Source organism: Paenirhodobacter sp. (assembly GCF_050177655.1).
Lineage (GTDB): Bacteria > Pseudomonadota > Alphaproteobacteria > Rhodobacterales > Rhodobacteraceae > Rhodobacter.
In genome coordinates, this window is record NZ_JBFXGV010000013.1 from 48,618 (window position 1) to 67,729 (window position 19,112).

Genomic DNA, 19,112 nt, shown 5'->3' on the forward strand with positions numbered 1-19,112 from the left:
CCCCTTGCCGCGATGTTGGAGCGTGCGCCGCCCTGGGTCCGCAGGCCGGGCCACGTCGTGTTTCTGGTCGACTGGCTGGCGATGTGCGTGGCGATGATGCTGCCCACTGCGGTGCCGGTACTTGACCAGCTCGGGCGGATCGGCGCGCGCGCGGGGCGGCGTTTCCTGCCGGTGATCGCGGCGGCGGGCTTTCTGGGCGTCTGGTTCGGCTTTGGCGTAGGGCTGCGCCTGACCGCGGTCGGCCTCGCAAGCGTCAACGCAATCGCCGATCTGATCGCGGCGAACCAGCGCGCGGCGCTTGGCACGCGGTTCATGGCCGCGGGGCTTTACATGCTCTCCCCGATCGCCGGGCGCTCTGCCGCTCTCCGATGAGCCTGATCGCAACGGGCTGGACCGGACGCCGCCCGCGGCGCGATGCGGCGCGTGTGGGGCTGCGCTATGGTCTCACCTGCTTTGGCTGCTGCTCGCGCTGACGGCGATGGCCAGCCCGTTGTGGATGCTGGTCGCGGTGCTCGCCATGTTCGCGCAAAAGAGCCTGCGCTTCGGGCCGCTGGCCGAGCGACTCGTGGGGACATTCCTGCTGCTCCTCCGGCTGATCTGCTTCACCGGATGGCTGACGATACCGGTCGATCAGATGCTCTGGACTCGGATCTATGCAGTTTGTTCTTCCCGCTGAAGGGGGACGGCCTCGCCGAGACTCCTCGCGCAAGCGCTGCAGCTGCTTGCCGGCATTCCACCGGCGCTGCGCCGCTCCCGAAGCCTGGATCGCCGGAAACTGGAATGTCCCGGCAGTCTTGCGATGACCGGCCGGGACGGCCATCGCGAGACTGCGTATGGATCGGGACGTTGTCTCCGATCGCGCTACGGGGCTGAACCTCATGACAGTCTGGACGCGCGTTTCCAGCCTTTCGCCTGCGTCGGCACGGCGCATGGAAGTGCCAGTGTCGCGCCATTGGTCCAAGCGGCAATGGCGACAGGCGTTCAGACACTCCGCCCGGCGCTTTCCCTTCTGTCGCACGCCTCGATGCCCCGTTGCCGGGCCTGCCGGGCCGCGAGAAATCCATCGTGGCATCATCGGCCGGAGCCAAGAGATCGATGTTGCGGGAGAGGAACGCGGTTCCAGAGCATGTCGGGAAATGTCTCCACCGCTCTCGAAAGCGACGACATCGCTCCCCCTCCCCCTCGCCAGCCTGCGGCAAGCCCGGCGCGGGTCAGCCCCGGGGTCAGCCACGATCGGGCTTTTCTCCGCGCTCCCGACCGCAGCGTGATCTCCGGCGTTCGGGATGACGGCCGCTCAGAGCTGCCCGAGTGGGGCAACCAGAAGCTGTGCCAACGCCCCGAGCCCGTTCAGGTCCTCCGCGGCGTAGCTGCCCCGGACATCGCACAGGGACAAGACGCCGATGACGCGATCGCCCTGACGCACCGGCGCGCAGGCGCAGGCCTCGCATCCGAGTGACAGGATCAGCGCGGCATCCGGAAAGGCCCAGCGCAGTGCATCCTCCCCGTCCCCGAGCCAGGCCCGCCCGCGGCGCAGCACCCCCTCGCCCCAGGGCGTGCGGCCCATCGGCTTGCGCCCGCCGGACGGATAGTCCGCCGGGTTCGAGCTATAGACGCGGCAGATCTCTCCCGCTCCCGGATCGTTCGCCAGGATGGTGAAGAGGCGAAACCCGAAGGCCTTGCGGCACAGATCCTCGACCATGGCGAAGCCCGGCTCGTCCAGCTCGTGGGAAATCCCGGTCATCCCGGGCGTGGTGGAATTCAGAACGTTCATCTTGTCTCAACCGTAAAGCAGATCGGGAAGCCACAGCGCGATGCCCGGGAACAGTGCCAATAGAAGCACGCCGAGAAGCATCAGCAGGAAGAAGGGGAAGGCGGCCCGGGCGACCTCGCCGATCGGCCGCCCGGAGATGCCCTGCAGCACGAAGAGGTTGAAGCCCACCGGCGGGGTGACCTGTGCCATCTCAATCATCAGCACCAGGTAGATGCCGAACCAGATCGGGTCGAAACCGGCCTGCAGCGCCAGCGGCAGCGCGATCGGCAGGCTCATCACCACGATCGAATTGCCGTCGAGGAAGAACCCCAGCCCCAGATAGAAGAGCGAGAGCACAATGAGCAGCGCCCAGGGGGGCAGCTCCAGCCCGGCAATCGCGGCGGCGACATCGGCGGGAATGTGCAGGTAGCCCATCGTCGTCGACATCAGCGCCGCCGCAATCAGGATCGAGCTGACCATGGCCGAGGTCCGCAGCGCCCCCATCAGCGTCTGTCGCATCAGTTGCAGGCTGAACTGGCCGGTCAGAGCGGTGACCGCGATCGCCGCGACGACACCGACGGCCGCGGCCTCGGACGGGGTGGCTATGCCCGAGTAGATCGAGCCGAGCACGATCACCATCAGCGCCATCAGCGGGACAAGATCGACGAGGGCGCGACCGAACTCGGCCGGCCCGTGGCGAGGCCGGTCCTGCGGCACCAGCGTCGGGTCTTTCCAGGCGCGCAGCGCGATATAGCCGGAATAGAGCCCGGCGATCATCAGCCCCGGCACCACCCCCGCGGCAAAGAGGCGGCTGACCGACTGTCCGGCCAGGATGCCGTAGACGATCATCACGATCGAGGGCGGGATCAGCAGCCCGAGGCTGCCCGCGCCGGCGAGCGAACCAAGCGTGATCGCCGGATCATAACCCCGCCTTGCCAGCTCGCCGGTGGTGATCCGCCCCACCGTCGCGGTGGTCGCGGGCGACGATCCGGACACCGCGGCGAAGAGGGTGCAGCCCAGCACGTTGGTGTGCAAAAGCCGCCCCGGAATATAATCGACGAAGGGCGACAACCCGCGGAACAGCCGTGCCGAGATGTCGGTCCGGAAGATGATCTCTCCCATCCAGATGAACATCGGGATCGCCGAAAGCTCCCAGCTTGCGGCATAGCGGGCGACGATGCTCGCGGCGATCGTGCCGATCCGCATCGGGTCCATCCCATGCAGGAAGAAAAGCGCACAGAAGGCGACCAGCCCGAGGCTGGCAAACACCCACACGCCAAGGCCGAGAAAGCCCAGAAGCAAGGCCAGCACGATGCCGGCGGAAATCAGAGTATCCATGTCAGGCATCCGCTCATTCGGTGAAGGCGTCGTCTTCGTGCGGCGCCGGCGAGGGCTGCCCCAGGAGGTGACGCAGCCCGTGGGCAAAAAGCTGCAGCGCGAACAGCGCCAGCCCCAGAAGCAGCGCCGCCTCGGGGATCCAGCCCGGGACGGCGGCGATCGAGGAGGAGACCGTGCCGCGGCTCCAGGCACGCAGCATGCGCAGCCAGAAGACCCAGGCAAGCCCCGCGACCGCGATGCCGACGACGAAGGCCGCAAGCGCCGTCAGCCGGTCCTGCATCCGCGGCGACAGGCGCCCCAGCAACAGGTTCACCCGGATCAGCTGATCATGTTCGAGCACATAGCCAAGCGACCAGATCACGCAGATCGTCAGACCGTATCCGACGAATTCCTCGACGACATAGGTCGATGTCGAGAACAGCGCCCGCAAGGTGATTTCGACGGCGATCAGCACCACCATCGCCACGAGAGCGAGCGCGGCAAGCGCGGCCGCCCCGCGCGACAGTCCGTAGACAAAAGCGAAGAAGCGAGACATTCCCATCCCTTCCCGCAGGGCGGCGCGCGCCGGGGCCGGCATGCACCGCGCCATGCTCATTTCGCGAAATAGGCGTCGAGGATCTTCTGCGCCCGCGCGCCGGTGCGGGTGCGCCAGTCATCGATGAAAGGCTGTGCCGCTTTCGCGAGGAAGGCCGAGAACTCCGGCGAGATCGTTTCGACGACCGTCACACCGTGGCTGCGCAGGGTTGCGTAATCGGCCTGCACGCTGCTGTCGAGCAGGCTCCAGCCAAGAGCCTCTGCCTCGGCGGCAGCCGCCATCACCGCGGCCTGATCCTCGGCGCTCAGCGCCTCGAACGCATCGCGGTTGACATGGATCGCTTGCAGCGAGGCGGCATAGTTCACATTGGTGAAATGCGACTGATGCTCCCACATCTGCACGCCGACGCCGCCATTGGCCGAGGTCAGCACCGCATCGATCCCATGCGTCGACAACTGCGCCGGAACATCCGACCAGGCGATCTGCATCGGGAAGGCCCCCGCATTCCGCATCGTCTCGGTCGAGGCGACGTCATAGGTCCGCACCTTGACCTGCCGCAGATCCTCGGGAGCGGCGAAGGCCGTGTTGCCCCACAGCCCCGAGGCCGGCCAGGGCGAGACCACCAGCAGCAGCTGGTTGTTGTCCTCGAGGATCCGCGCGTATTCGGGCCGTGCCAGCTCGTAAAGCCGGTGCACATCGTCAATCGTCGGCGCGAGGAAGGGCAGCGACGACAGCTGGAAGATCGGATCGATGCCCGCCCAGAAGGCGAAGGCCGACGAGGCGCCCTGCAGCGCGCCGTCGCCTACCGCATCGAACTGGTCCACGCCCTTGTAGCCAAGCGCGCCGCCATGATGCACGACGATCTCGAGATCACCGTGCGTCTTCTCGCGCACCGCCTTCGCGAACAGATCTGCGGCCTGCCCCTGCAGCGAGCTGGCCGGATATTCGCTCGACAGGTCCCAGGTTTCGGCGGCGAGCGCTGTCGCGGCAAGCCCGGCGCTCAGCGCCGTGGAGAAGAGAAGCATCTTGAACATTGGTGATTATCCCTGTTGCGGCCCGTTCGGGTCCATTTGTTGGCAGTCGGGCTCAGGCTCGGCTGAAGCGATTTTCCGGAACCAGGCGAAGAAGCTCTTTACGCATCTTTCGGACTATGCTGTTTTCAAGTTACATACAGACCTGTTCGCAAATCAAGGGCAAAACGTCGTCCTGATGAGCGCGGGCGCAACCGAAGGATCCACACCATGACCTCGCTTCTCATCCGCAACGCCCGCATCGTCGACGGCACCGCCCCGGAGCCAACGGATCCCGTTGACATCGCAATCGAAAACGGGCGGTTCACCGAGGTCGGCAAGGGCCTCTCCTTCGATGCCGATGCGGTGCAGGACCTGAACGGCGCGATCGTCATGCCGGGCCTGATCGACTGCCATGTGCATGTCATCGCGACCACCGCGAATCTCGGGCAGAACGCGGAACTGCCGAATTCCTGGGTAGCGCTGCGCTCAGCGCAAATCATGCGAGAGATGCTGATGCGCGGCTTCACCACGGTCCGCGATCTGGGTGGCGCCGACCGCGGCCTGCAGAAGGCGGTCGAGGACGGGCTGATCGAGGCCCCGCGCCTGGTGATCTGCGGCAAGGCGCTGTCGCAGACCGGCGGTCACACCGATTACCGCGGCCCCTATCACAACCGCGACGTCAGCTATTATCCGGACAGGCTCGGCGCCCTCGGGCGCGTGTGCGACGGCGTCCCCGAAGTGCGTCGCGCGGCTCGCGAGGAGGTGAAGAACGGGGCGCAGTTCATCAAGATCATGGCGGATGGCGGCGTCTCGTCGCCCTCGGACCCGGTCGGCTATCTCGTCTTCTCGGTCGAGGAGCTGAAGGCGGCGGTCGAGGTCGCCAAAGGCTTCGGCACCTATGTCTCGGCCCATCTCTACGACGATGCCGCGATCGTGCGCGCCCTCGATTGCGGCATCGACTGCATCGAGCACGGCAACCTGATGGGCGACGCGACGATCGCGCGCATCGCCCGCGAGGGGCAGGTCGTGGTGCCGACGAACATCACCTACGACTATCTCGCGCGGGCGGGAGCCCAGTTCGGCCTTCCCCCCGAATCCGTCGCCAAGATCGATGGCGTTCGCGAAGCCGGCCTCGAGCGGCTGGTGAAGCTGCACGCGGCGGGGGTGACGATGGGCTACGGATCGGACCTGCTGGGCGGGATGCATTCCGAGCAATCGGGTGAGTTCCCCCTGCGCGGACGCTATCTGCCGGCCCAGGCGGTGATCCGCTCGGCCACCGTCGATGCGGCGCGGGTGCTGCGAATGGAAGGGCAGATCGGCGTGATCGCCCCGGGCGCCCATGCCGATCTGATCGTGGTCGACGGCAACCCCCTTGAGGACCTCGCCCTGCTCACCCGGCAGGGGGCGCATCTGTCGCTGATCCTGCAGGGCGGTGTCGCGCGGAAGAAGGCAAGCGCGCTCTAAGCTCAGCCCTCGCGCGCCAGTGACGCCAGATCGATCTGGCGCGCGATCTGCTTCCACATCGTCAGCAGCCGCTGCGCGCTGCTCTCGTCATAGTCGAGGCTCTGGTGCACGGCGACGCCGCGCAGAACCGCCAGCAAGAGCCGCACGAAGGTCGCGTCGCGTTCGTTCTCGATCACCCCGCCGAGCAGCGCAACGGCCTTGGTGTCGCGCCGGATCACCCAGGCATCGTTGACCTCGCGCAGCGCCCGCCCCAGCTCGTTGTCCTGCCGCGCCGCCATCATCAGCTCCACCGCACCGATGTAATGCGGCGTCGAGAAGATGTTTTCCCAAAGCGCATCGGTCAGCTCCTCGGCGCTCAGCCGGCCCGGGTCATGTTGCGCGCCAAGCGGGAAGCGGTCTCCCCAGACATCGACGAGATGCTGGAAGGCCGCCACCAGCAGATCGTTGCGCATCGGGAACTGATGCGTCAGCGCCCCGCGCGAAACGTCCGCCTTCTGCGCAATCAGCGTGGTCGAGATCCGCTCGTAGCCAACCTCGACCAGCGCCTCGAGCGTCGCCTCGCAGACCCGCCTGCGGGTTTCGGCCGAGCGCTCGGCCTGGGTCCGCCGGACCGGGCGCATCTCGGGCGCAGCCCGGATCAGGTCCGAGGGGGGAACGTCGTGGTCATTCATCGGGCTTTCTCCTCGCCTTCGGGGCATATTCGGCAGTTTTTGTCGCCGTTGTCCAGATTTCCAATTTACAAACAGACTAGATTGTTTTTTGTTTTATCCAATCGTAGCAAAGAGAGCCGAAAAGAAAACCCGGCCCTGCGCGATTTCAGCCTTTTCCGACACGGAGCCCCCACATGATTCGCCTTCCGCTCGTCCTGAGCCTGCTCGCCGCAACCGCCCTGCCCGCCACCGCCCAGACCAGCTTCATCGCCAATTCCTTCTACGATGCCGAGGTTCCGCTGTCGAAATACGGCTATGTGGAATGGGCAGGGATCGTCAAAGACCTGTCGGGAGGCGATCTGGTGCCGCAGGTCTATACCGGCACCGTGCTGCTCGCGCCGCGCGCCAGCCTGCAGGGCGCACGCGACAACATCGTTCAGGTCGCCAATCACGCCGCGATCTACACGCCCTCCGAACTGCCGGTCGCCAATGCGATCCAGGAATTGGGCTTTCTCTATTCCGATCCGACCCTGATGATGCTGGCCGCGGCGGATTTCTCCACCCACGATCCGGTGCAGCTGAAGGAGTGGGCCGACAACGGCATCGTCTATCTCGGAGGCTTTGCCACCCCGCCCTATCTGCTGTTCTGCTCCTCGCCCGTGACCACCCTGGCCGAGCTGAAGGGCAAGCGGATCCGCACCGCCGGCTCCTCGGTCTCGCAATGGGTCGAGAGGGCCGGGGGGGTACCGGTGAACGTCCCGTCCTCCGAGATGTATACGGGGCTCGAGCGCGGCTCGCTCGACTGTGCCTCGAACGCGGCCAACGACCTCATCGACCGCTCGCTCTGGGAGGTCGCGAAATACACCACGCTGCTGCCCACCGGCATGTACTGGACCGGGCCGGAATGGGCCTACAACGCGGGTTTCTGGAGCGGGCTCACCCCCGAGCAGCGCAGCGTCCTGATGCAGGCCTCCTCCCGCTCGATGGCGCGCATGGTGATCAATTACGTCAAACGCTCGGAAGATGCGCTGACCGAGGCCGCGGCGAAGGGCAACCGGGTCTCCGAACCCGGCGAGGACCTGCGGGCCTCTGTCGCCGCCTTCCGCGAGACGGCCCTGGCCAGCGCCTATGAGACCGCGACGACGAAATACGGCCTCGCCGACGGCAAGGCGGTGATCGACGCCTTCCGCGCCACCGTCGAGAAGTGGCAGGGCCTCCTCGCCTCGGTCGATGTCAGGGACGAGGACGCCCTGACCGAAATCGCGCTGCGCGAGATCTATGCCGACCTCGACCCGGCGCAGTACGGCGTGAAGTAACCCCCCCTTTCCCCTGACTGGGTCGGCCCCGGCCGGCCCCCTTTTCACGGAGGCTGGCATGTCCACGCCGCTGCACCGTCTGGTGCGCCTGATCAATCTTGCCTTCCTGAGCGCCAGCGGGGTCTTCATCGTGCTGATGATGCTACATATCACCCTCGACGTGGTGCTGCGCAATGCCGGCATCGCGGTCCAGGGCTCACTGGAAATCGTTTCGTTCTACTACATGGTCTGTCTGGTCTTCCTGCCGATGGGCTATGTCGAGCTGCACAACGAGCACATCCGCGTCGACCTGTTCGTGCAGATGATGCCGCGCATGGTGCAGCTCGCGCTCTATGTCCTCGCCTGCCTTCTGGCGCTCGCATTCTTCGGCATGCTCGGCTGGCAGACGCTGCTCGACGCGCTGAAATCGACCCGTGCCGCAGAGACGGCGATGGCAAATTTCACCTTCTACATCTGGCCCGCCCGCTGGGCGCTGCCGGTCGGCTTCGCCGGGCTCTGCCTCGCCGCCCTGTCGAACCTGCTGCGCGCCCTCGCCGAGCGGCGCGCGCTCTGAAAGGGCTGTTGCGATGAACAATCTCGATATCGGTATCGCGGGCACCATTGCTGCCTTGCTCCTGATCGCGCTGCGGGTGCCGATCGGGCTCACGCTCGGGCTGGTTTCGGTGCTCGGCATCGCCGCGATGTTCAGCCTCGACGTCGCCTGGGGCATGATTTCCGCCACCCCCTTCGACTATGTCGGCCAGTGGGAGCTGTCGGCTGCACCGATGTTCCTGCTGATGGGCTATCTGTGCTCGACCACCGACATGACACGCGGGCTGTTTGCGGCGCTGCGGCTCGTCCTGGCGCGGCTGCCCGGCGGGCTGGCCATCGCCTCGGTCGGGGCCTGCGCCTTCTTTGCCGCGGCCGCCGGCTCCTCGGTGGCCACGGCCTCGGCAATGTCGCGTATCGCGGTGCCGGAAATGCTGCGCAACGGCTATGACAAGGGACTTGCCACCGGCACGATCGCCGCCTCCGGCACGCTCGGCTCGCTGATCCCGCCCTCGGTGCTGCTCATCCTCTATGGTGTCTATGCCCAGGTCTCGGTCGGCCAGCTCTTCATGGCGGGTTTCATCCCCGGCCTGCTGTCGGCCCTGATCTACATGGCGATGATCATGGTGCGGGTGAAGCTGAACCCCGCGCTTGCCGGCTCGACCCGGATCAGTGTCAGCGCCGACGACCGGCAGGCGATCCGGCGCGACATCTGGCCGCTGCCGCTGCTGATCCTGTCCGTGCTGGGCGGCATCTTCTCCGGCCTGTTCTCGCCGACCGAGGCCGGGGCGCTTGGCGCCTTCATCGCCGGGCTGATCGCACTCGTGCGCGGGCAACTGACCCGGCGGGCCTTTTTCGAGGCCGTGCGTCACGCCATCGGCTCCACCGCCTCGATCTTCCTGATCCTGATCGGTTCGCTGTTCTTCACCCGCTTTCTCGCGCTGTCGGGACTACCGGCCGCCTTTTCGAACATGATCCTCTCGGTCAGTTCCGAGCCCTGGTGGATCCTGACCGCGGTGACGGTGATCTATCTGCTTCTGGGCATGCTGATCGACAGCATCGGCCTTCTGCTGCTGACCCTGCCGCTGATCCTGCCGCTGGTTGCGACGGCGGGAATGAACCCGGTCTGGTTCGGCATCATCATCGTCAAGCTGCTGGAGATCGGGCTGGTCACGCCGCCGATCGGGCTGAACGTCTACATGATCAAGGGGGCGCTCGGCAATCTGGTGACCCTTCCCGAGGTGTTCCGCGGCGTGGCATGGTTCATCGTGATGGACTTCGTGACGCTGCTGCTGCTGATCCTGTTCCCGATCCTGTCTCTGTGGCTGCCGCGACTGGCCTTCGGCTGATCCGGGGCGCGCACCCGCGCGCCCCTCACCCGACTTACCGCAGACGGATCGCCTCGGAATAGCCAAGGCCGGGGTGGCGCATCTCGGCCCCGGGCGGCACAAGCGCCGCCGCGCGCCGCTCGGCCATCGTGCCCTCGCCCCCCAGCACGTGCAACGTCTCGAGATATTCCGGCAGGCGGCCCGACAGGATCAGCCTGTCGTCGAACGGCAGGTCCGGCTTCAGGCCAAGCGCCAGCCCATAGACCACCGTCGTGCAATTGGCGGTGAGGGTATTGTAGAACCGCGGTTGCCGCTCGAGTTGCCCGGCAAGGTCGACATAGGCCAGGAACATCGCGCGGCGCTGCGCGGCGGTCAGAAGCACCGGGTACATCCGCACCTCCTCTCGCCGCAGGTCGGTGCGCAGGCGCACGATGTCGCGTTCGGTGGCAGCGATCAGCACCAGTTCGAACTGCCGGAAGAAGCCGCCGATCTCGTTGAATTCCTCGCCCTGTTCGCGGCGGATCTCGACCGAGAAGACGACATGCCCGCCGCCGCCGAAGCCAAAGCTGACCAGCAGATGCGCGATCTCGGGATTGTCCCAGACCGAGGTGATCATGTCGACGGTTTCCAGCCGATCCAGATCGAAACTGCGGCTGATCCAGCGCGGCGTCGCCTCGTCCTTGCTGTGCCAGTCGAAGTCGCGGATGTCGGAAAGCGTGACGACCCCGTCCGAGACCCGCGCCGTCACGCCGCGCGACACGTCCGGCGCCCAGGCCCGATCGGCGCGCGGGGTGATCGTCTGATACCAGCCGCCGATCGCCAGCGCCGCAAGTGCAAGCACGGCCCAGCCGGCCGGACGCCGGCGTATCCTCACGACGACCGCGCCTGCCGCGGCCAGCGCCAGGGCCGCCAGTGCGGCAAGGCGCAGCCCTCCCGCCAGATGCAGCCAAAGCGCCGTTCCCGACCAGAGCACACCGGCGAGCACAGTCAGTCCGAAAAGAACATTGGAAAGAAAGCGCAACGCGCGCGTCATCGGTGCCGTCCTCTGAGAAAACCTGAAACCTGCCCCGGCGGGAAGATGCGCCGCCTCAGTCGGGCGCCTTCAGCCCGGCGCGGGAGATGAAGGCCATGCCCTGCGCGACATCGTCGTGAACCGCCTGCACGAAAGCCGCGCCGTCGCGCCGTTCCAGCGCGGCGACCACGCTCTTGTGGTGATCGACGGCGCCCGGATCGGTGCCGTATTGCGCCGCGATGTAGCGCATCGACGGCCCGTATTGCAGCCACAGCGCCTCGACCAGGCGCAGCAGCGTGGGCGAGCCGGCCTTGCGATAGATGCGGAAATGAAAATCGAAATTCGTCTGCATGTAGCGCGGGATGTCCTGCGCCGCGATCGCCGCATCCATGGCCGCATCGGTCGCCACGAGGAACTCCAGATCGGTCTGATCGAGCGTGGCGAAGGCCATCCGCGCGAGTTCCGGTTCCAGCTGAGAGCGCGCGAAGAGCACGTCGCGGTGATTGGCGAGGTTCAGCTGCGGCACCTCGATGGTGCGGCTGTCGACGAAGCACAGCGCGCCCTCGGCCACCAGCCGGCGCACCGCATCGCGCACCGGGATCACGCTCAGCCCGCGTTCGAGCGCCAGCGCCCGGATCGACACCCGGTCGCCCGGAAGGAAGGCCCCGCCCCAGATCTGCTGCCGCAGCTCGCCATGGACCATGTCGGCGACGGTATCCGGCTGGTAATTGCTCATCTTGTCATCACCCGTGCGTCTGCGAGACCGCGAAAGGCCGGAAGGTATTTGTTATATCATCAATCAGTGTATTATAATATGAAAGGTGCCGACACGGCATTGATGAACACCTCTGCCTGTCAGGGCTCTCCGTCGTGTCTCCATGCAGCTAGACGTAGGCCTGAGCAAGCTGTCCCCGCCCGCCGCTGAACGACGAGCCGGTCCGGCACATGGCTTCTCCGTGCCTGACCGGGCCGCTCCCGATCTGGCTGGACAAGGACAGGATTTGACTCACACCGCATGACGGCAGCCCCGGTTGTGCTGCAGTCTTCTCGGAAGCAGCGATCCAATCGCTGCTTGCCCATCAAGATCCTGTTCAAGCGGCCACTTCGTCAGAGTGAGCCTGCGAGGCGCCACGGATTCGAGCCTGCTGGCGAACGGGCTGGTCGCGCGCCTGATCAAGATGGCGGGGCTGGACGTATCGCCGGAACTGACCGGTGTTTGTGGTGTCGATGAAGAGGGACGAGTGGTCAAAGCGGCCAAGGTGACCTCGGAACCGGATGCGATCATTCGCGAGCTTCACCACGTTGTTGGCCTGACGGGCGGCAATGAAGACCGCTCTCGCCGATTTGCATCGAACCCTGTTGCCCTGACCGGGAATGACGAGCGTTGCAGACGCGTCATGACCATCCCCGGCGTCGGACCGGGGACCGCGGCGGCGTTCAGGGCGACGGTCGATGATCCGGCCCGCGTCGGAAGGTCGCATGACGTTGGTGCCCATCTCGGGCTGACGCCCCGCCAGCCTCAGTCCGGAGAGACGGGATATGCGCGGCAGCATATCCCGTTCGGGGGACGCCGTCACGCGAACGGCGCTGTTCACCGCCGCCCAGGTGATGCTGACCCGGTCGCAGCAATGGGCGACGAACCGGGCATTGAGGGCGCGAAACGGGCGGTGGCGGTAGTGATGGCCGATGCCGAACGCGAGACGAAATCGGCCAGCCCAATCGCAACGCAGATCGCCGATCCGGAAAACCGAGCCGTCGCGGCGCATCTCCCCGGGGCGATGTCAACGCATGTTGACTCCCGCCAGCCTGAAGGATTACCCTCATGCGCATCAGGTTGGAGCGAAACTTGGAAAGGATGCCTCAGATGGGCGACAGCACCAAGACGGGACGGATTTTCGACGGCATCTTCCCGGCAGGCTTGCCCGGGACCGAGGGCCAGATCACGGAAATCATGTCACAGGTTTTCGCCGCACCGGTTGCGGCCCAGCAAGAGTTGTTTCGCGGCACCACCGAGGCGCTTGCCCGGGCGGCACATGACTATGCCGATTGCCTCGACGATCTGAAGACCGCGACGACCCCGACCGAGGTTCTCGCCCGGAGCGGCGCCTATGCCCAGCGCGTCTGGCAAAACGGCATCGCCGCCAGCACCGACCTGATGTCGCGGCTGTGGAGCGCGGGGCTGCGCGGCTCCGGAAAGTCCCCGAACTGAACCTGCAACCATCGCCAAAATCCCCCCGCCAGGACGCGACCGCGTCCCGGCAGTAGGGTTTCCCTTTGCCGCCGGAGCAGCCCCCAATGACCGAAACTGCCTTGCCGCTGGTCCAGCAGGCCTGGGACTACACCGTCGACGCGGCACAGCGCGCGATCCTCTATGCCGATGTGCGGCGCGCGCGGGGCGACCAGTATCGCGCCCATATCGAACAGGCGGCGCCGCATGTGCTGGACTTTCCCTTCGAGGTGGTGATGGACGGCGCACAGCTTCCGCGCCCGGTCAACTACCGGCTGATGCGCATCCTTCCCGCCGAGGTGCCGACCGATCCGGACAAGCGCCCCTTCGTCATCGTTGATCCGCGCGCCGGCAACGGCCCGGGCATCGGCGGCTTCAAGGCCGAAAGCGAGATCGGCGTAGCGCTGGCCTTCGGCCATCCGTGCTATTTCATCGGCTTCCTGCCCGACCCCGTCGCGGGGCAGACCACCGAGGACGTGATCCGCGCCGAGGCGGCCTTCCTCGAGAAGGTGATCGCCCTGCATCCGTGCTGCGAGAAGCCGGCCGTCATCGGCAACTGCCAGGCTGGATGGCAGATCCTGATGACGGCCGCCATCTGGCCCGACCTGTTCGGCCCGATCATCGTCGCCGGAACGCCGCTGTCCTATTGGGCCGGGTGGAAGGGCAAGAACCCGACGCGCTATGCGGGCGGCCTGCTTGGGGGAAGCTGGATGACCGCGCTTGCGGGCGATCTTGGCGGCGGCCAGTTCGACGGCGCGACCCTGGTGCAGAATTTCGAAAACCTCGATCCGGCCAACACGCTGTGGAAGAAGGGCTACGCCCTGTGGTCGAAGATCGACACCGAGGCACCGCGCTATCTCGGCTTCGAGAAATACTGGGGCGGCCACGTCTTCCTGAACGACGTCGAGATGCAATACATGGTCGACAACCTGTTCGTCGGCAACCGGCTGAGCTCAGGCGAGATCATCACCTCGGACGGAATCCGGGTCGATCTGCGCAACATCCGCTCGCCGATTGTGGTGTTCTGCTCGAAGGGGGACAACATCACCCCGCCGCCGCAGGCGCTTGGCTGGATCACCGACATGTATGCCGATGACGCCCAGATCCTGTCGCACGGCCAGACCATCGTCTACGCGATGCACGAAAGCATCGGCCATCTCGGGATCTTCGTTTCCGCGACCGTCGGGCGCAAGGAACACCACAAGTTCGCCAGCAACATCGAGCTGATCAACCTGCTGCCCCCGGGGATCTATCAGGCCGTCATCCGTGACAAGACTGCAGACGCGCCGGGGGACCAGCTGGCCGAGGGCGACTATGTGATGGCGATTGAGCGGCGCCGGATCGACGACATCCGCGAGATCGTCGCCGACGACCCCGACAGCAACCGCCGCTTCGCCGCCGTGGCGCGGCTGTCCCAGGTCAACCTGGGGCTCTACCGCGACTTCGTGCAGCATTGGGTGCGCGCCTCGGTGACGCCGCAATCGGTGGAACTGATGCGCGCACTGCATCCGCTGCGGGTGTCCTACGAACATTGGTCGAGCCGCAATGCGCTGGCGGGGCTGGTGCGTCAGGCCGCCGAAGAGGTGCGCGCGCATCGTGCGCCGGTCGATCCGGACAATCCCTTCCTGCGTGCGCAGGACGCGGTGTCGGACGCCATCGTGCGCACCCTCGACACCTGGCGCGACCTGCGCGACGCCTGGTATGAGCGGACCTTCGAATGGATGTATGACGCGCCCTTCGTCTCGGCACTGGCAGGGCTCGACGGCCACCCCGGGGCGCCGGTCCGCCCCGAAGCCGGCACCACGCCGGAACACCGCGACCTCGTCGCCCGCGAGATCGCCGCATTGCGCGCCGAGATCGGCGCAGGCGGCCTGCTCGAGGCCGTGATCCGCGCCTTCACCTGGATCAGCATGAGCCGGCAGCAGATCGACGAGCGACAGTTCAATCTTGCCTTCGAGCTGGAACCCGTGCTGCGGTCACTGCCGGTCGAGGGGTTCCGCACCATCGTGCGGCGACAGATGGGGATCATGATGCTGGATGCCGAAGCCGGGATCGCGGCGATCCCCCGGATGCTGTCCTCCGTGCCGCCGGAACGGATCGAGGATGCCATCGCCCTGATCTGCTCGCTCGAGGAACTCGGGCAGGCCGAGGCCGGGTCGCAAGAACACCTACGGCTGGAACAGATGGTGGCGCTTCTGCGGTCCTGCCGGCCGGGACCGGAGCATCCCGCGTCACTCCGCGCCCCCGAAACCCCGGCGTGAGAAGACCCGCTTTCATCCTGGCGGGCCGTCTCTTCGATCCCGCCGCCAAGGGCGGTGATTGTCCGCAAGACGTTCAATGCGGGGCGGCTTGTGCCGCTTGTCTGCCTCTCGTGGCGACCGCTCTTCCGCCCGGTCGGCCGGGCCTCGGGGCCGATCGGCTGCGGTCGCGGTGCATGGGCGGAGCCCCGAGCAGCCCGGCGCTCCTCGCCGCCGCCCCGCGCTCAGGCCAAAAGCCGCATCATCGCGTCGTAAACCGCCGCGTGCAGTTCCTCGTCGGGGATCGAGGCGAGTGGCTCGATCCCGAGCGCGTTGCGCTGGGTCACCGTGCCGAACAGCAGGCTGATCGCGAGCATCACCTGCATCGTCATCTCCGCCCCGAACTTGGCGATCATCCGATCGTGGAACCGGGCGGTGCTGACCTCGCGCAGGATGTCCCGGGTCTCGGCATTGGTGCAGGAGCGCAAGATCAGGTCAATCGGCCCGGCCTCGCCGTTGGTGCGCTGGTTTTTCGCTGTCATCTGGTCGCACAGGCGGCGGATCACGCCTTCGCGGCTGACCGGCTCGGCAAAGACCGCGTCGAAGTCGAACCCCGCATCCAGCGCCTGGCGGAACAGGCCGACCTTGGAGCCGAAGGTGCGGTGCACATAGGCCACGTCCACCTGCGCATCCCTGGCGATGTCGCGCAGGCTCACCTCGGAAAACGGCAGGCATGAAAACCGCGAGATCGCCGCATCGAGGATCCGCTGCCGCGCGGGACGTTCGTCATCCACGGGTTTCGTCGTCATCAGCCACTCCTTTTCACGATCCCGGAAGTCAACGGCCGTTGACAAACATTGACGCCCCTCTATGGTTCCAGCCGTTGAAACCAGCCTCGCATTAACAGAGTTGCCGATGATGAAAAAGCTCGACGGGAAATGGATCTGGCCGGTGCTGGCCGTCGCGGCCTGCGGTGCGGGCTGGTATGGCTGGCAGCAGCTGCAAGCGCCGGCCCTGCCCGCAGGCATTGCCTCCGGCAATGGCCGGATCGAGGCGACCGAGGTCGACCTTGCGGCGCTCGCCAGCGGCAAGATCGCCTCCATCAAGGTCCGTGAGGGCGACTTCGTCCATCACGGTGACGTGCTGGTGCAGATGGACGTGGTCCAGCTCCTGGCACAGAAGCGGCAGGCCGAGGCGCAGCTGCGCCGGGCCCGGATCGGCGTGGACACGGCGACTGCGCTGGTAGCCCAGGCCGAGGCGCAGCTGCGCGCGACGGTCGCCCAGGTCGACCAGGCGCAGGCGGTGCTGGATGCCGCGGTGCTGCGGCTGAACCGCTCGGAGCAGCTGGTGAAGAACAGCACCCTGTCGCAACAGACGCTGGATGACGACCGCGCCAGCGAGCGCCAGGCGCGCGCCGGTCTCGCCTCGGCGCAGGCGTCGGTGGCCGCCGCCGAGGCCGGGCTGAGTTCGGCCAAGGCCCAGGTGGTCGATGCCGAGGCCGCCGTCGACGCGGCACAGGCGACAATCGATTCCGTCGTCTCCTCGCTCGACGACGCCACCCTCGAGTCACCGCGCGACGGGCGCGTGCAATATCTCGTGGCGCAGGAGGGCGAAGTCGTCGCCGCCGGCGGACGGGTGCTGAACCTCGTCGATCTGAGCGATGTCTACATGACCTTCTTCCTGCCGACCTCGCAGGCGGGCAAGGTACGCGTGGGGTCCGAGGTGCGGCTGGTGATGGATGCCGCGCCCGGTTACGTGCTGCCCGCGACGGTGTCCTATGTCGCCGATGTGGCGCAGTTCACGCCGAAGACGGTCGAGACCGCCGAGGAGCGCGAGAAGCTGATGTTCCGAGTGCGCGCCCGGATCGCCCCGGCGCTGCTGCGCGAATACATCGACTATGTGAAGACCGGCCTTCCCGGCATGGCCTATGTCCGGCTTGAGCCCTCGGTGGACTGGCCCGCCTCGCTTGCGAATGTGGTGAAATGAGCGCCCCGGTCGCCTCGGTCGCGGGGCTGATGCTGCGCTATGGCGCGGTGACGGCGCTCGACGGCGTGACGCTCGACATTCCCGCGGGCCGGATGGTCGGGCTGATCGGCCCCGACGGGGTCGGCAAGTCGAGCCTGCTGTCGCTGCTGGCCGGGGCGCGGCAAATCCAGCAGGGGAGCGTCAGCGTCCTGGGCGGCGACATGGCCGACAAGGGCCACCGCGGCCGGATCTGCCCGCGCATCGCCTACATGCCGCAGGGCCTCGGGCGGAACCTCTATCCGACGCTGTCGGTGCAGGAGAACCTCGATTTCTTCGGCCGCCTGTTCGGCCAGGACGCAACGGAACGCGAGCAGCGGATCTCCGGCCTGCTGGCAGCCACCGGCATGTCGGCCTTCCGCGACCGCCCGGCGGCGAAGCTTTCGGGCGGGATGAAGCAGAAGCTCGGCCTGTGCTGTGCGCTGATCCACGATCCGGATCTGCTGATCCTCGACGAGCCGACAACCGGCGTCGACCCACTCTCGCGGCGCCAGTTCTGGGACCTGATCGACACCATCCGGGCCTCCCGCCCGACGATGAGCGTGATCGTCGCCACCGCCTACATGGAAGAGGCGGCGAACTTCGACTGGCTGGTGGCGATGAACGCGGGCGCGGTGCTGGCGACCGGCACCACTGCCGAGCTGTTGCAGCGCACCGGCGCGACCACCCTTGATAACGCCTTCATCGCGCTGTTGCCCGAGGCGGCGAAGGCCGGGCACCGCCGGGTCGTCATCCCGCCGCGCGCGACGACCGGCGAGGTGGCGATCGAGGCCGAACACCTGACCATGCGTTTCGGCGCCTTTACCGCCGTCGACGATGTCAGCTTCCGCATCGAGAAGGGCGAGATCTTCGGCTTTCTCGGCTCCAACGGCTGCGGCAAGACCACCACGATGAAGATGCTCACCGGCCTGCTGCAACCGACCGAGGGCCGCGCCCGGCTATTCGGCCAGGAGGTCGATCCGACCGACCTCGCCGTGCGCCGTCGGGTGGGTTTCATGAGCCAGGCCTTCTCGCTTTACGGCGAACTGACCTGCCGGCAGAACCTCGAGCTGCACGCCCGGCTGTTCAAGCTCGACCCCGAGCGGATACCGGCGCGGGTCGCGGAGATGATCGCGCGCTTCGATCTTGCCGAGGAGGCCGACACCCTGCCCGGTGCGCTGCCGCTCGGCATCCGCCAGCGGCTTTCGCTCGCGGTGGCGATGATCCATGATCCCGAGATCCTGATCCTCGACGAACCCACCTCGGGCGTCGACCCGGTCGCGCGCGACAGCTTCTGGCAGATCCTCGGTTCGCTGTCGCGGCAGGACGGTGTGACGATCTTCGTCTCGACCCATTTCATGAACGAGGCGGCGCTGTGCGACCGGATCTCGCTGATGCACGCAGGGCGCGTGCTGGTGAGCGATACGGCCCAGACGATCACCGCCTCCAGAGGGGCGGCGACGCTGGAGGAGGCCTTCATTGCCTATCTCGCGGACGCAATGGGGGCGAGCGCGGCCGACACCACGCCCGTCGCCGCCCCCGAAACAGCCTCTGCACCGCCGGCGCGGGGCTTCAGCCTGCGCCGGCTGCTCAGCTATTCGCGGCTGGAATCGCTGCAGCTGCAGCGCGACCCGATCCGGCTGACGATGGCATTGCTCGGCTCGGTCCTGCTGATGTTCGTCATCGGCTACGGCATCAACATGGATATCGAGG

The 19,112-nt window shown here is 66.7% G+C and carries 18 protein-coding genes and 1 pseudogene; 11 read left to right on the top strand and 8 right to left on the bottom strand.

The window, feature by feature from the left end:
- The first annotated feature begins 57 nt into the window (after positions 1–57).
- Positions 58–372 (top strand): DUF2182 domain-containing protein, encoded by a 315-nt coding sequence (locus AB7U46_RS07255; RefSeq protein WP_428336284.1) that lies wholly within the window; start codon positions 58–60, stop codon positions 370–372.
- Between the two features lie 106 nt (positions 373–478).
- A complete protein-coding gene (locus AB7U46_RS07260) occupies positions 479–676 on the top strand; it encodes a hypothetical protein (protein ID WP_428336285.1) in 198 nt (65 codons plus the stop codon).
- A gap of 618 nt (positions 677–1,294) precedes the next feature.
- Here the strand turns inward: AB7U46_RS07260 and AB7U46_RS07265 are convergent.
- The 4 genes from AB7U46_RS07265 to AB7U46_RS07280 are packed head-to-tail and all read right to left on the bottom strand — an operon-like array spanning position 1,295 to position 4,657.
- On the bottom strand, positions 1,295–1,771 hold the full coding sequence (locus AB7U46_RS07265; protein ID WP_428336286.1) for a GAF domain-containing protein: 477 nt from the start codon (positions 1,769–1,771) through the stop codon (positions 1,295–1,297).
- A gap of 6 nt (positions 1,772–1,777) precedes the next feature.
- Positions 1,778–3,088 carry a TRAP transporter large permease gene (locus AB7U46_RS07270; RefSeq protein WP_428336287.1) on the bottom strand — a complete coding sequence of 437 codons (1,311 nt, stop codon included), beginning with the start codon at positions 3,086–3,088 and terminating at the stop codon, positions 1,778–1,780.
- Between the two features lie 13 nt (positions 3,089–3,101).
- Positions 3,102–3,623: a TRAP transporter small permease subunit gene (locus AB7U46_RS07275; protein ID WP_428336288.1), complete on the bottom strand. Its 522-nt coding sequence runs from the start codon at positions 3,621–3,623 to the stop codon at positions 3,102–3,104.
- Between the two features lie 56 nt (positions 3,624–3,679).
- Positions 3,680–4,657 (bottom strand): TRAP transporter substrate-binding protein, encoded by a 978-nt coding sequence (locus AB7U46_RS07280; RefSeq protein ID WP_428336289.1) that lies wholly within the window; start codon positions 4,655–4,657, stop codon positions 3,680–3,682.
- Between the two features lie 207 nt (positions 4,658–4,864).
- Between AB7U46_RS07280 and AB7U46_RS07285 the strand changes: the two genes are divergently transcribed.
- The gene (locus tag AB7U46_RS07285; RefSeq protein WP_428336290.1) at positions 4,865–6,100 is read left to right on the top strand and encodes an amidohydrolase family protein; all 1,236 of its coding nucleotides are present in this window, start codon (positions 4,865–4,867) and stop codon (positions 6,098–6,100) included.
- Between the two features lie 2 nt (positions 6,101–6,102).
- Here AB7U46_RS07285 and AB7U46_RS07290 read toward each other — a convergent pair whose 3' ends face one another.
- Positions 6,103–6,771 (bottom strand): TetR/AcrR family transcriptional regulator, encoded by a 669-nt coding sequence (locus AB7U46_RS07290; protein WP_428336291.1) that lies wholly within the window; start codon positions 6,769–6,771, stop codon positions 6,103–6,105.
- Between the two features lie 173 nt (positions 6,772–6,944).
- Here AB7U46_RS07290 and AB7U46_RS07295 point away from each other — a divergent pair, with 173 nt between their 5' ends.
- The 3 genes from AB7U46_RS07295 to AB7U46_RS07305 are packed head-to-tail and all read left to right on the top strand — an operon-like array spanning position 6,945 to position 9,943.
- On the top strand, positions 6,945–8,066 hold the full coding sequence (locus AB7U46_RS07295; RefSeq protein WP_428336292.1) for a C4-dicarboxylate TRAP transporter substrate-binding protein: 1,122 nt from the start codon (positions 6,945–6,947) through the stop codon (positions 8,064–8,066).
- Positions 8,067–8,124: 58 nt separating this feature from the next.
- Positions 8,125–8,619 carry a TRAP transporter small permease subunit gene (locus tag AB7U46_RS07300; protein WP_428336293.1) on the top strand — a complete coding sequence of 165 codons (495 nt, stop codon included), beginning with the start codon at positions 8,125–8,127 and terminating at the stop codon, positions 8,617–8,619.
- Positions 8,620–8,632: 13 nt separating this feature from the next.
- On the top strand, positions 8,633–9,943 hold the full coding sequence (locus AB7U46_RS07305) for a TRAP transporter large permease (RefSeq protein ID WP_428336294.1): 1,311 nt from the start codon (positions 8,633–8,635) through the stop codon (positions 9,941–9,943).
- 34 nt (positions 9,944–9,977) lie between these two features.
- Here the strand turns inward: AB7U46_RS07305 and AB7U46_RS07310 are convergent, their stop codons facing one another.
- Together AB7U46_RS07310 and AB7U46_RS07315 are read right to left on the bottom strand one after the other, a co-directional pair.
- Complete coding sequence (locus AB7U46_RS07310; protein WP_428336295.1) at positions 9,978–10,955, bottom strand: DUF4105 domain-containing protein; 978 nt, start codon at positions 10,953–10,955, stop codon at positions 9,978–9,980.
- Between the two features lie 55 nt (positions 10,956–11,010).
- On the bottom strand, positions 11,011–11,670 hold the full coding sequence (locus AB7U46_RS07315; protein ID WP_428336296.1) for a GntR family transcriptional regulator: 660 nt from the start codon (positions 11,668–11,670) through the stop codon (positions 11,011–11,013).
- Positions 11,671–12,331: 661 nt separating this feature from the next.
- Between AB7U46_RS07315 and AB7U46_RS07320 the strand changes: the two are divergent.
- The 3 genes and pseudogenes from AB7U46_RS07320 to AB7U46_RS07330 form a co-directional block, all read left to right on the top strand.
- A pseudogene (locus AB7U46_RS07320) lies at positions 12,332–12,469 on the top strand (transposase); the annotation flags it as partial.
- Between the two features lie 329 nt (positions 12,470–12,798).
- Positions 12,799–13,143 carry a hypothetical protein gene (locus tag AB7U46_RS07325; RefSeq protein ID WP_428336301.1) on the top strand — a complete coding sequence of 115 codons (345 nt, stop codon included), beginning with the start codon at positions 12,799–12,801 and terminating at the stop codon, positions 13,141–13,143.
- 86 nt (positions 13,144–13,229) lie between these two features.
- A complete protein-coding gene (locus tag AB7U46_RS07330; RefSeq protein WP_428336297.1) occupies positions 13,230–15,422 on the top strand; it encodes a DUF3141 domain-containing protein in 2,193 nt (730 codons plus the stop codon).
- A gap of 221 nt (positions 15,423–15,643) precedes the next feature.
- Here the strand turns inward: AB7U46_RS07330 and AB7U46_RS07335 are convergent, their stop codons facing one another.
- Positions 15,644–16,207 (bottom strand): TetR family transcriptional regulator, encoded by a 564-nt coding sequence (locus AB7U46_RS07335; protein WP_428336298.1) that lies wholly within the window; start codon positions 16,205–16,207, stop codon positions 15,644–15,646.
- 106 nt (positions 16,208–16,313) lie between these two features.
- Here AB7U46_RS07335 and AB7U46_RS07340 point away from each other — a divergent pair, with 106 nt between their 5' ends.
- Both AB7U46_RS07340 and AB7U46_RS07345 read left to right on the top strand, forming a co-directional pair.
- Positions 16,314–17,384 (top strand): HlyD family secretion protein, encoded by a 1,071-nt coding sequence (locus AB7U46_RS07340; protein WP_428336299.1) that lies wholly within the window; start codon positions 16,314–16,316, stop codon positions 17,382–17,384.
- Positions 17,381–19,112 (top strand): ATP-binding cassette domain-containing protein (locus AB7U46_RS07345; protein WP_428336300.1); only part of this gene is annotated, 1,732 nt, incomplete at its 3' end. The genes AB7U46_RS07340 and AB7U46_RS07345, both read left to right, overlap by 4 nt.

What these genes read in the sequence shown, in the direction of transcription:
- AB7U46_RS07310 (WP_428336295.1), bottom strand. Translation starts at nt 10,955, where the DNA reads ATGACGCGCGCGTTGCGCTTTCTTTCCAATGTTCTTTTCGGACTGACT.
- AB7U46_RS07315 (WP_428336296.1), bottom strand. Translation starts at nt 11,670, where the DNA reads ATGAGCAATTACCAGCCGGATACCGTCGCCGACATGGTCCATGGCGAG.
- AB7U46_RS07335 (WP_428336298.1), bottom strand. Translation starts at nt 16,207, where the DNA reads ATGACGACGAAACCCGTGGATGACGAACGTCCCGCGCGGCAGCGGATC.
- AB7U46_RS07295 (WP_428336292.1), top strand. Translation starts at nt 6,945, where the DNA reads ATGATTCGCCTTCCGCTCGTCCTGAGCCTGCTCGCCGCAACCGCCCTG.
- AB7U46_RS07305 (WP_428336294.1), top strand. Translation starts at nt 8,633, where the DNA reads ATGAACAATCTCGATATCGGTATCGCGGGCACCATTGCTGCCTTGCTC.
- AB7U46_RS07265 (WP_428336286.1), bottom strand. Translation starts at nt 1,771, where the DNA reads ATGAACGTTCTGAATTCCACCACGCCCGGGATGACCGGGATTTCCCAC.
- AB7U46_RS07280 (WP_428336289.1), bottom strand. Translation starts at nt 4,657, where the DNA reads ATGTTCAAGATGCTTCTCTTCTCCACGGCGCTGAGCGCCGGGCTTGCC.
- AB7U46_RS07340 (WP_428336299.1), top strand. Translation starts at nt 16,314, where the DNA reads ATGATGAAAAAGCTCGACGGGAAATGGATCTGGCCGGTGCTGGCCGTC.
- AB7U46_RS07325 (WP_428336301.1), top strand. Translation starts at nt 12,799, where the DNA reads ATGGGCGACAGCACCAAGACGGGACGGATTTTCGACGGCATCTTCCCG.
- AB7U46_RS07285 (WP_428336290.1), top strand. Translation starts at nt 4,865, where the DNA reads ATGACCTCGCTTCTCATCCGCAACGCCCGCATCGTCGACGGCACCGCC.
- AB7U46_RS07330 (WP_428336297.1), top strand. Translation starts at nt 13,230, where the DNA reads ATGACCGAAACTGCCTTGCCGCTGGTCCAGCAGGCCTGGGACTACACC.
- AB7U46_RS07260 (WP_428336285.1), top strand. Translation starts at nt 479, where the DNA reads ATGGCCAGCCCGTTGTGGATGCTGGTCGCGGTGCTCGCCATGTTCGCG.
- AB7U46_RS07300 (WP_428336293.1), top strand. Translation starts at nt 8,125, where the DNA reads ATGTCCACGCCGCTGCACCGTCTGGTGCGCCTGATCAATCTTGCCTTC.
- AB7U46_RS07275 (WP_428336288.1), bottom strand. Translation starts at nt 3,623, where the DNA reads ATGTCTCGCTTCTTCGCTTTTGTCTACGGACTGTCGCGCGGGGCGGCC.
- AB7U46_RS07270 (WP_428336287.1), bottom strand. Translation starts at nt 3,088, where the DNA reads ATGGATACTCTGATTTCCGCCGGCATCGTGCTGGCCTTGCTTCTGGGC.
- AB7U46_RS07290 (WP_428336291.1), bottom strand. Translation starts at nt 6,771, where the DNA reads ATGAATGACCACGACGTTCCCCCCTCGGACCTGATCCGGGCTGCGCCC.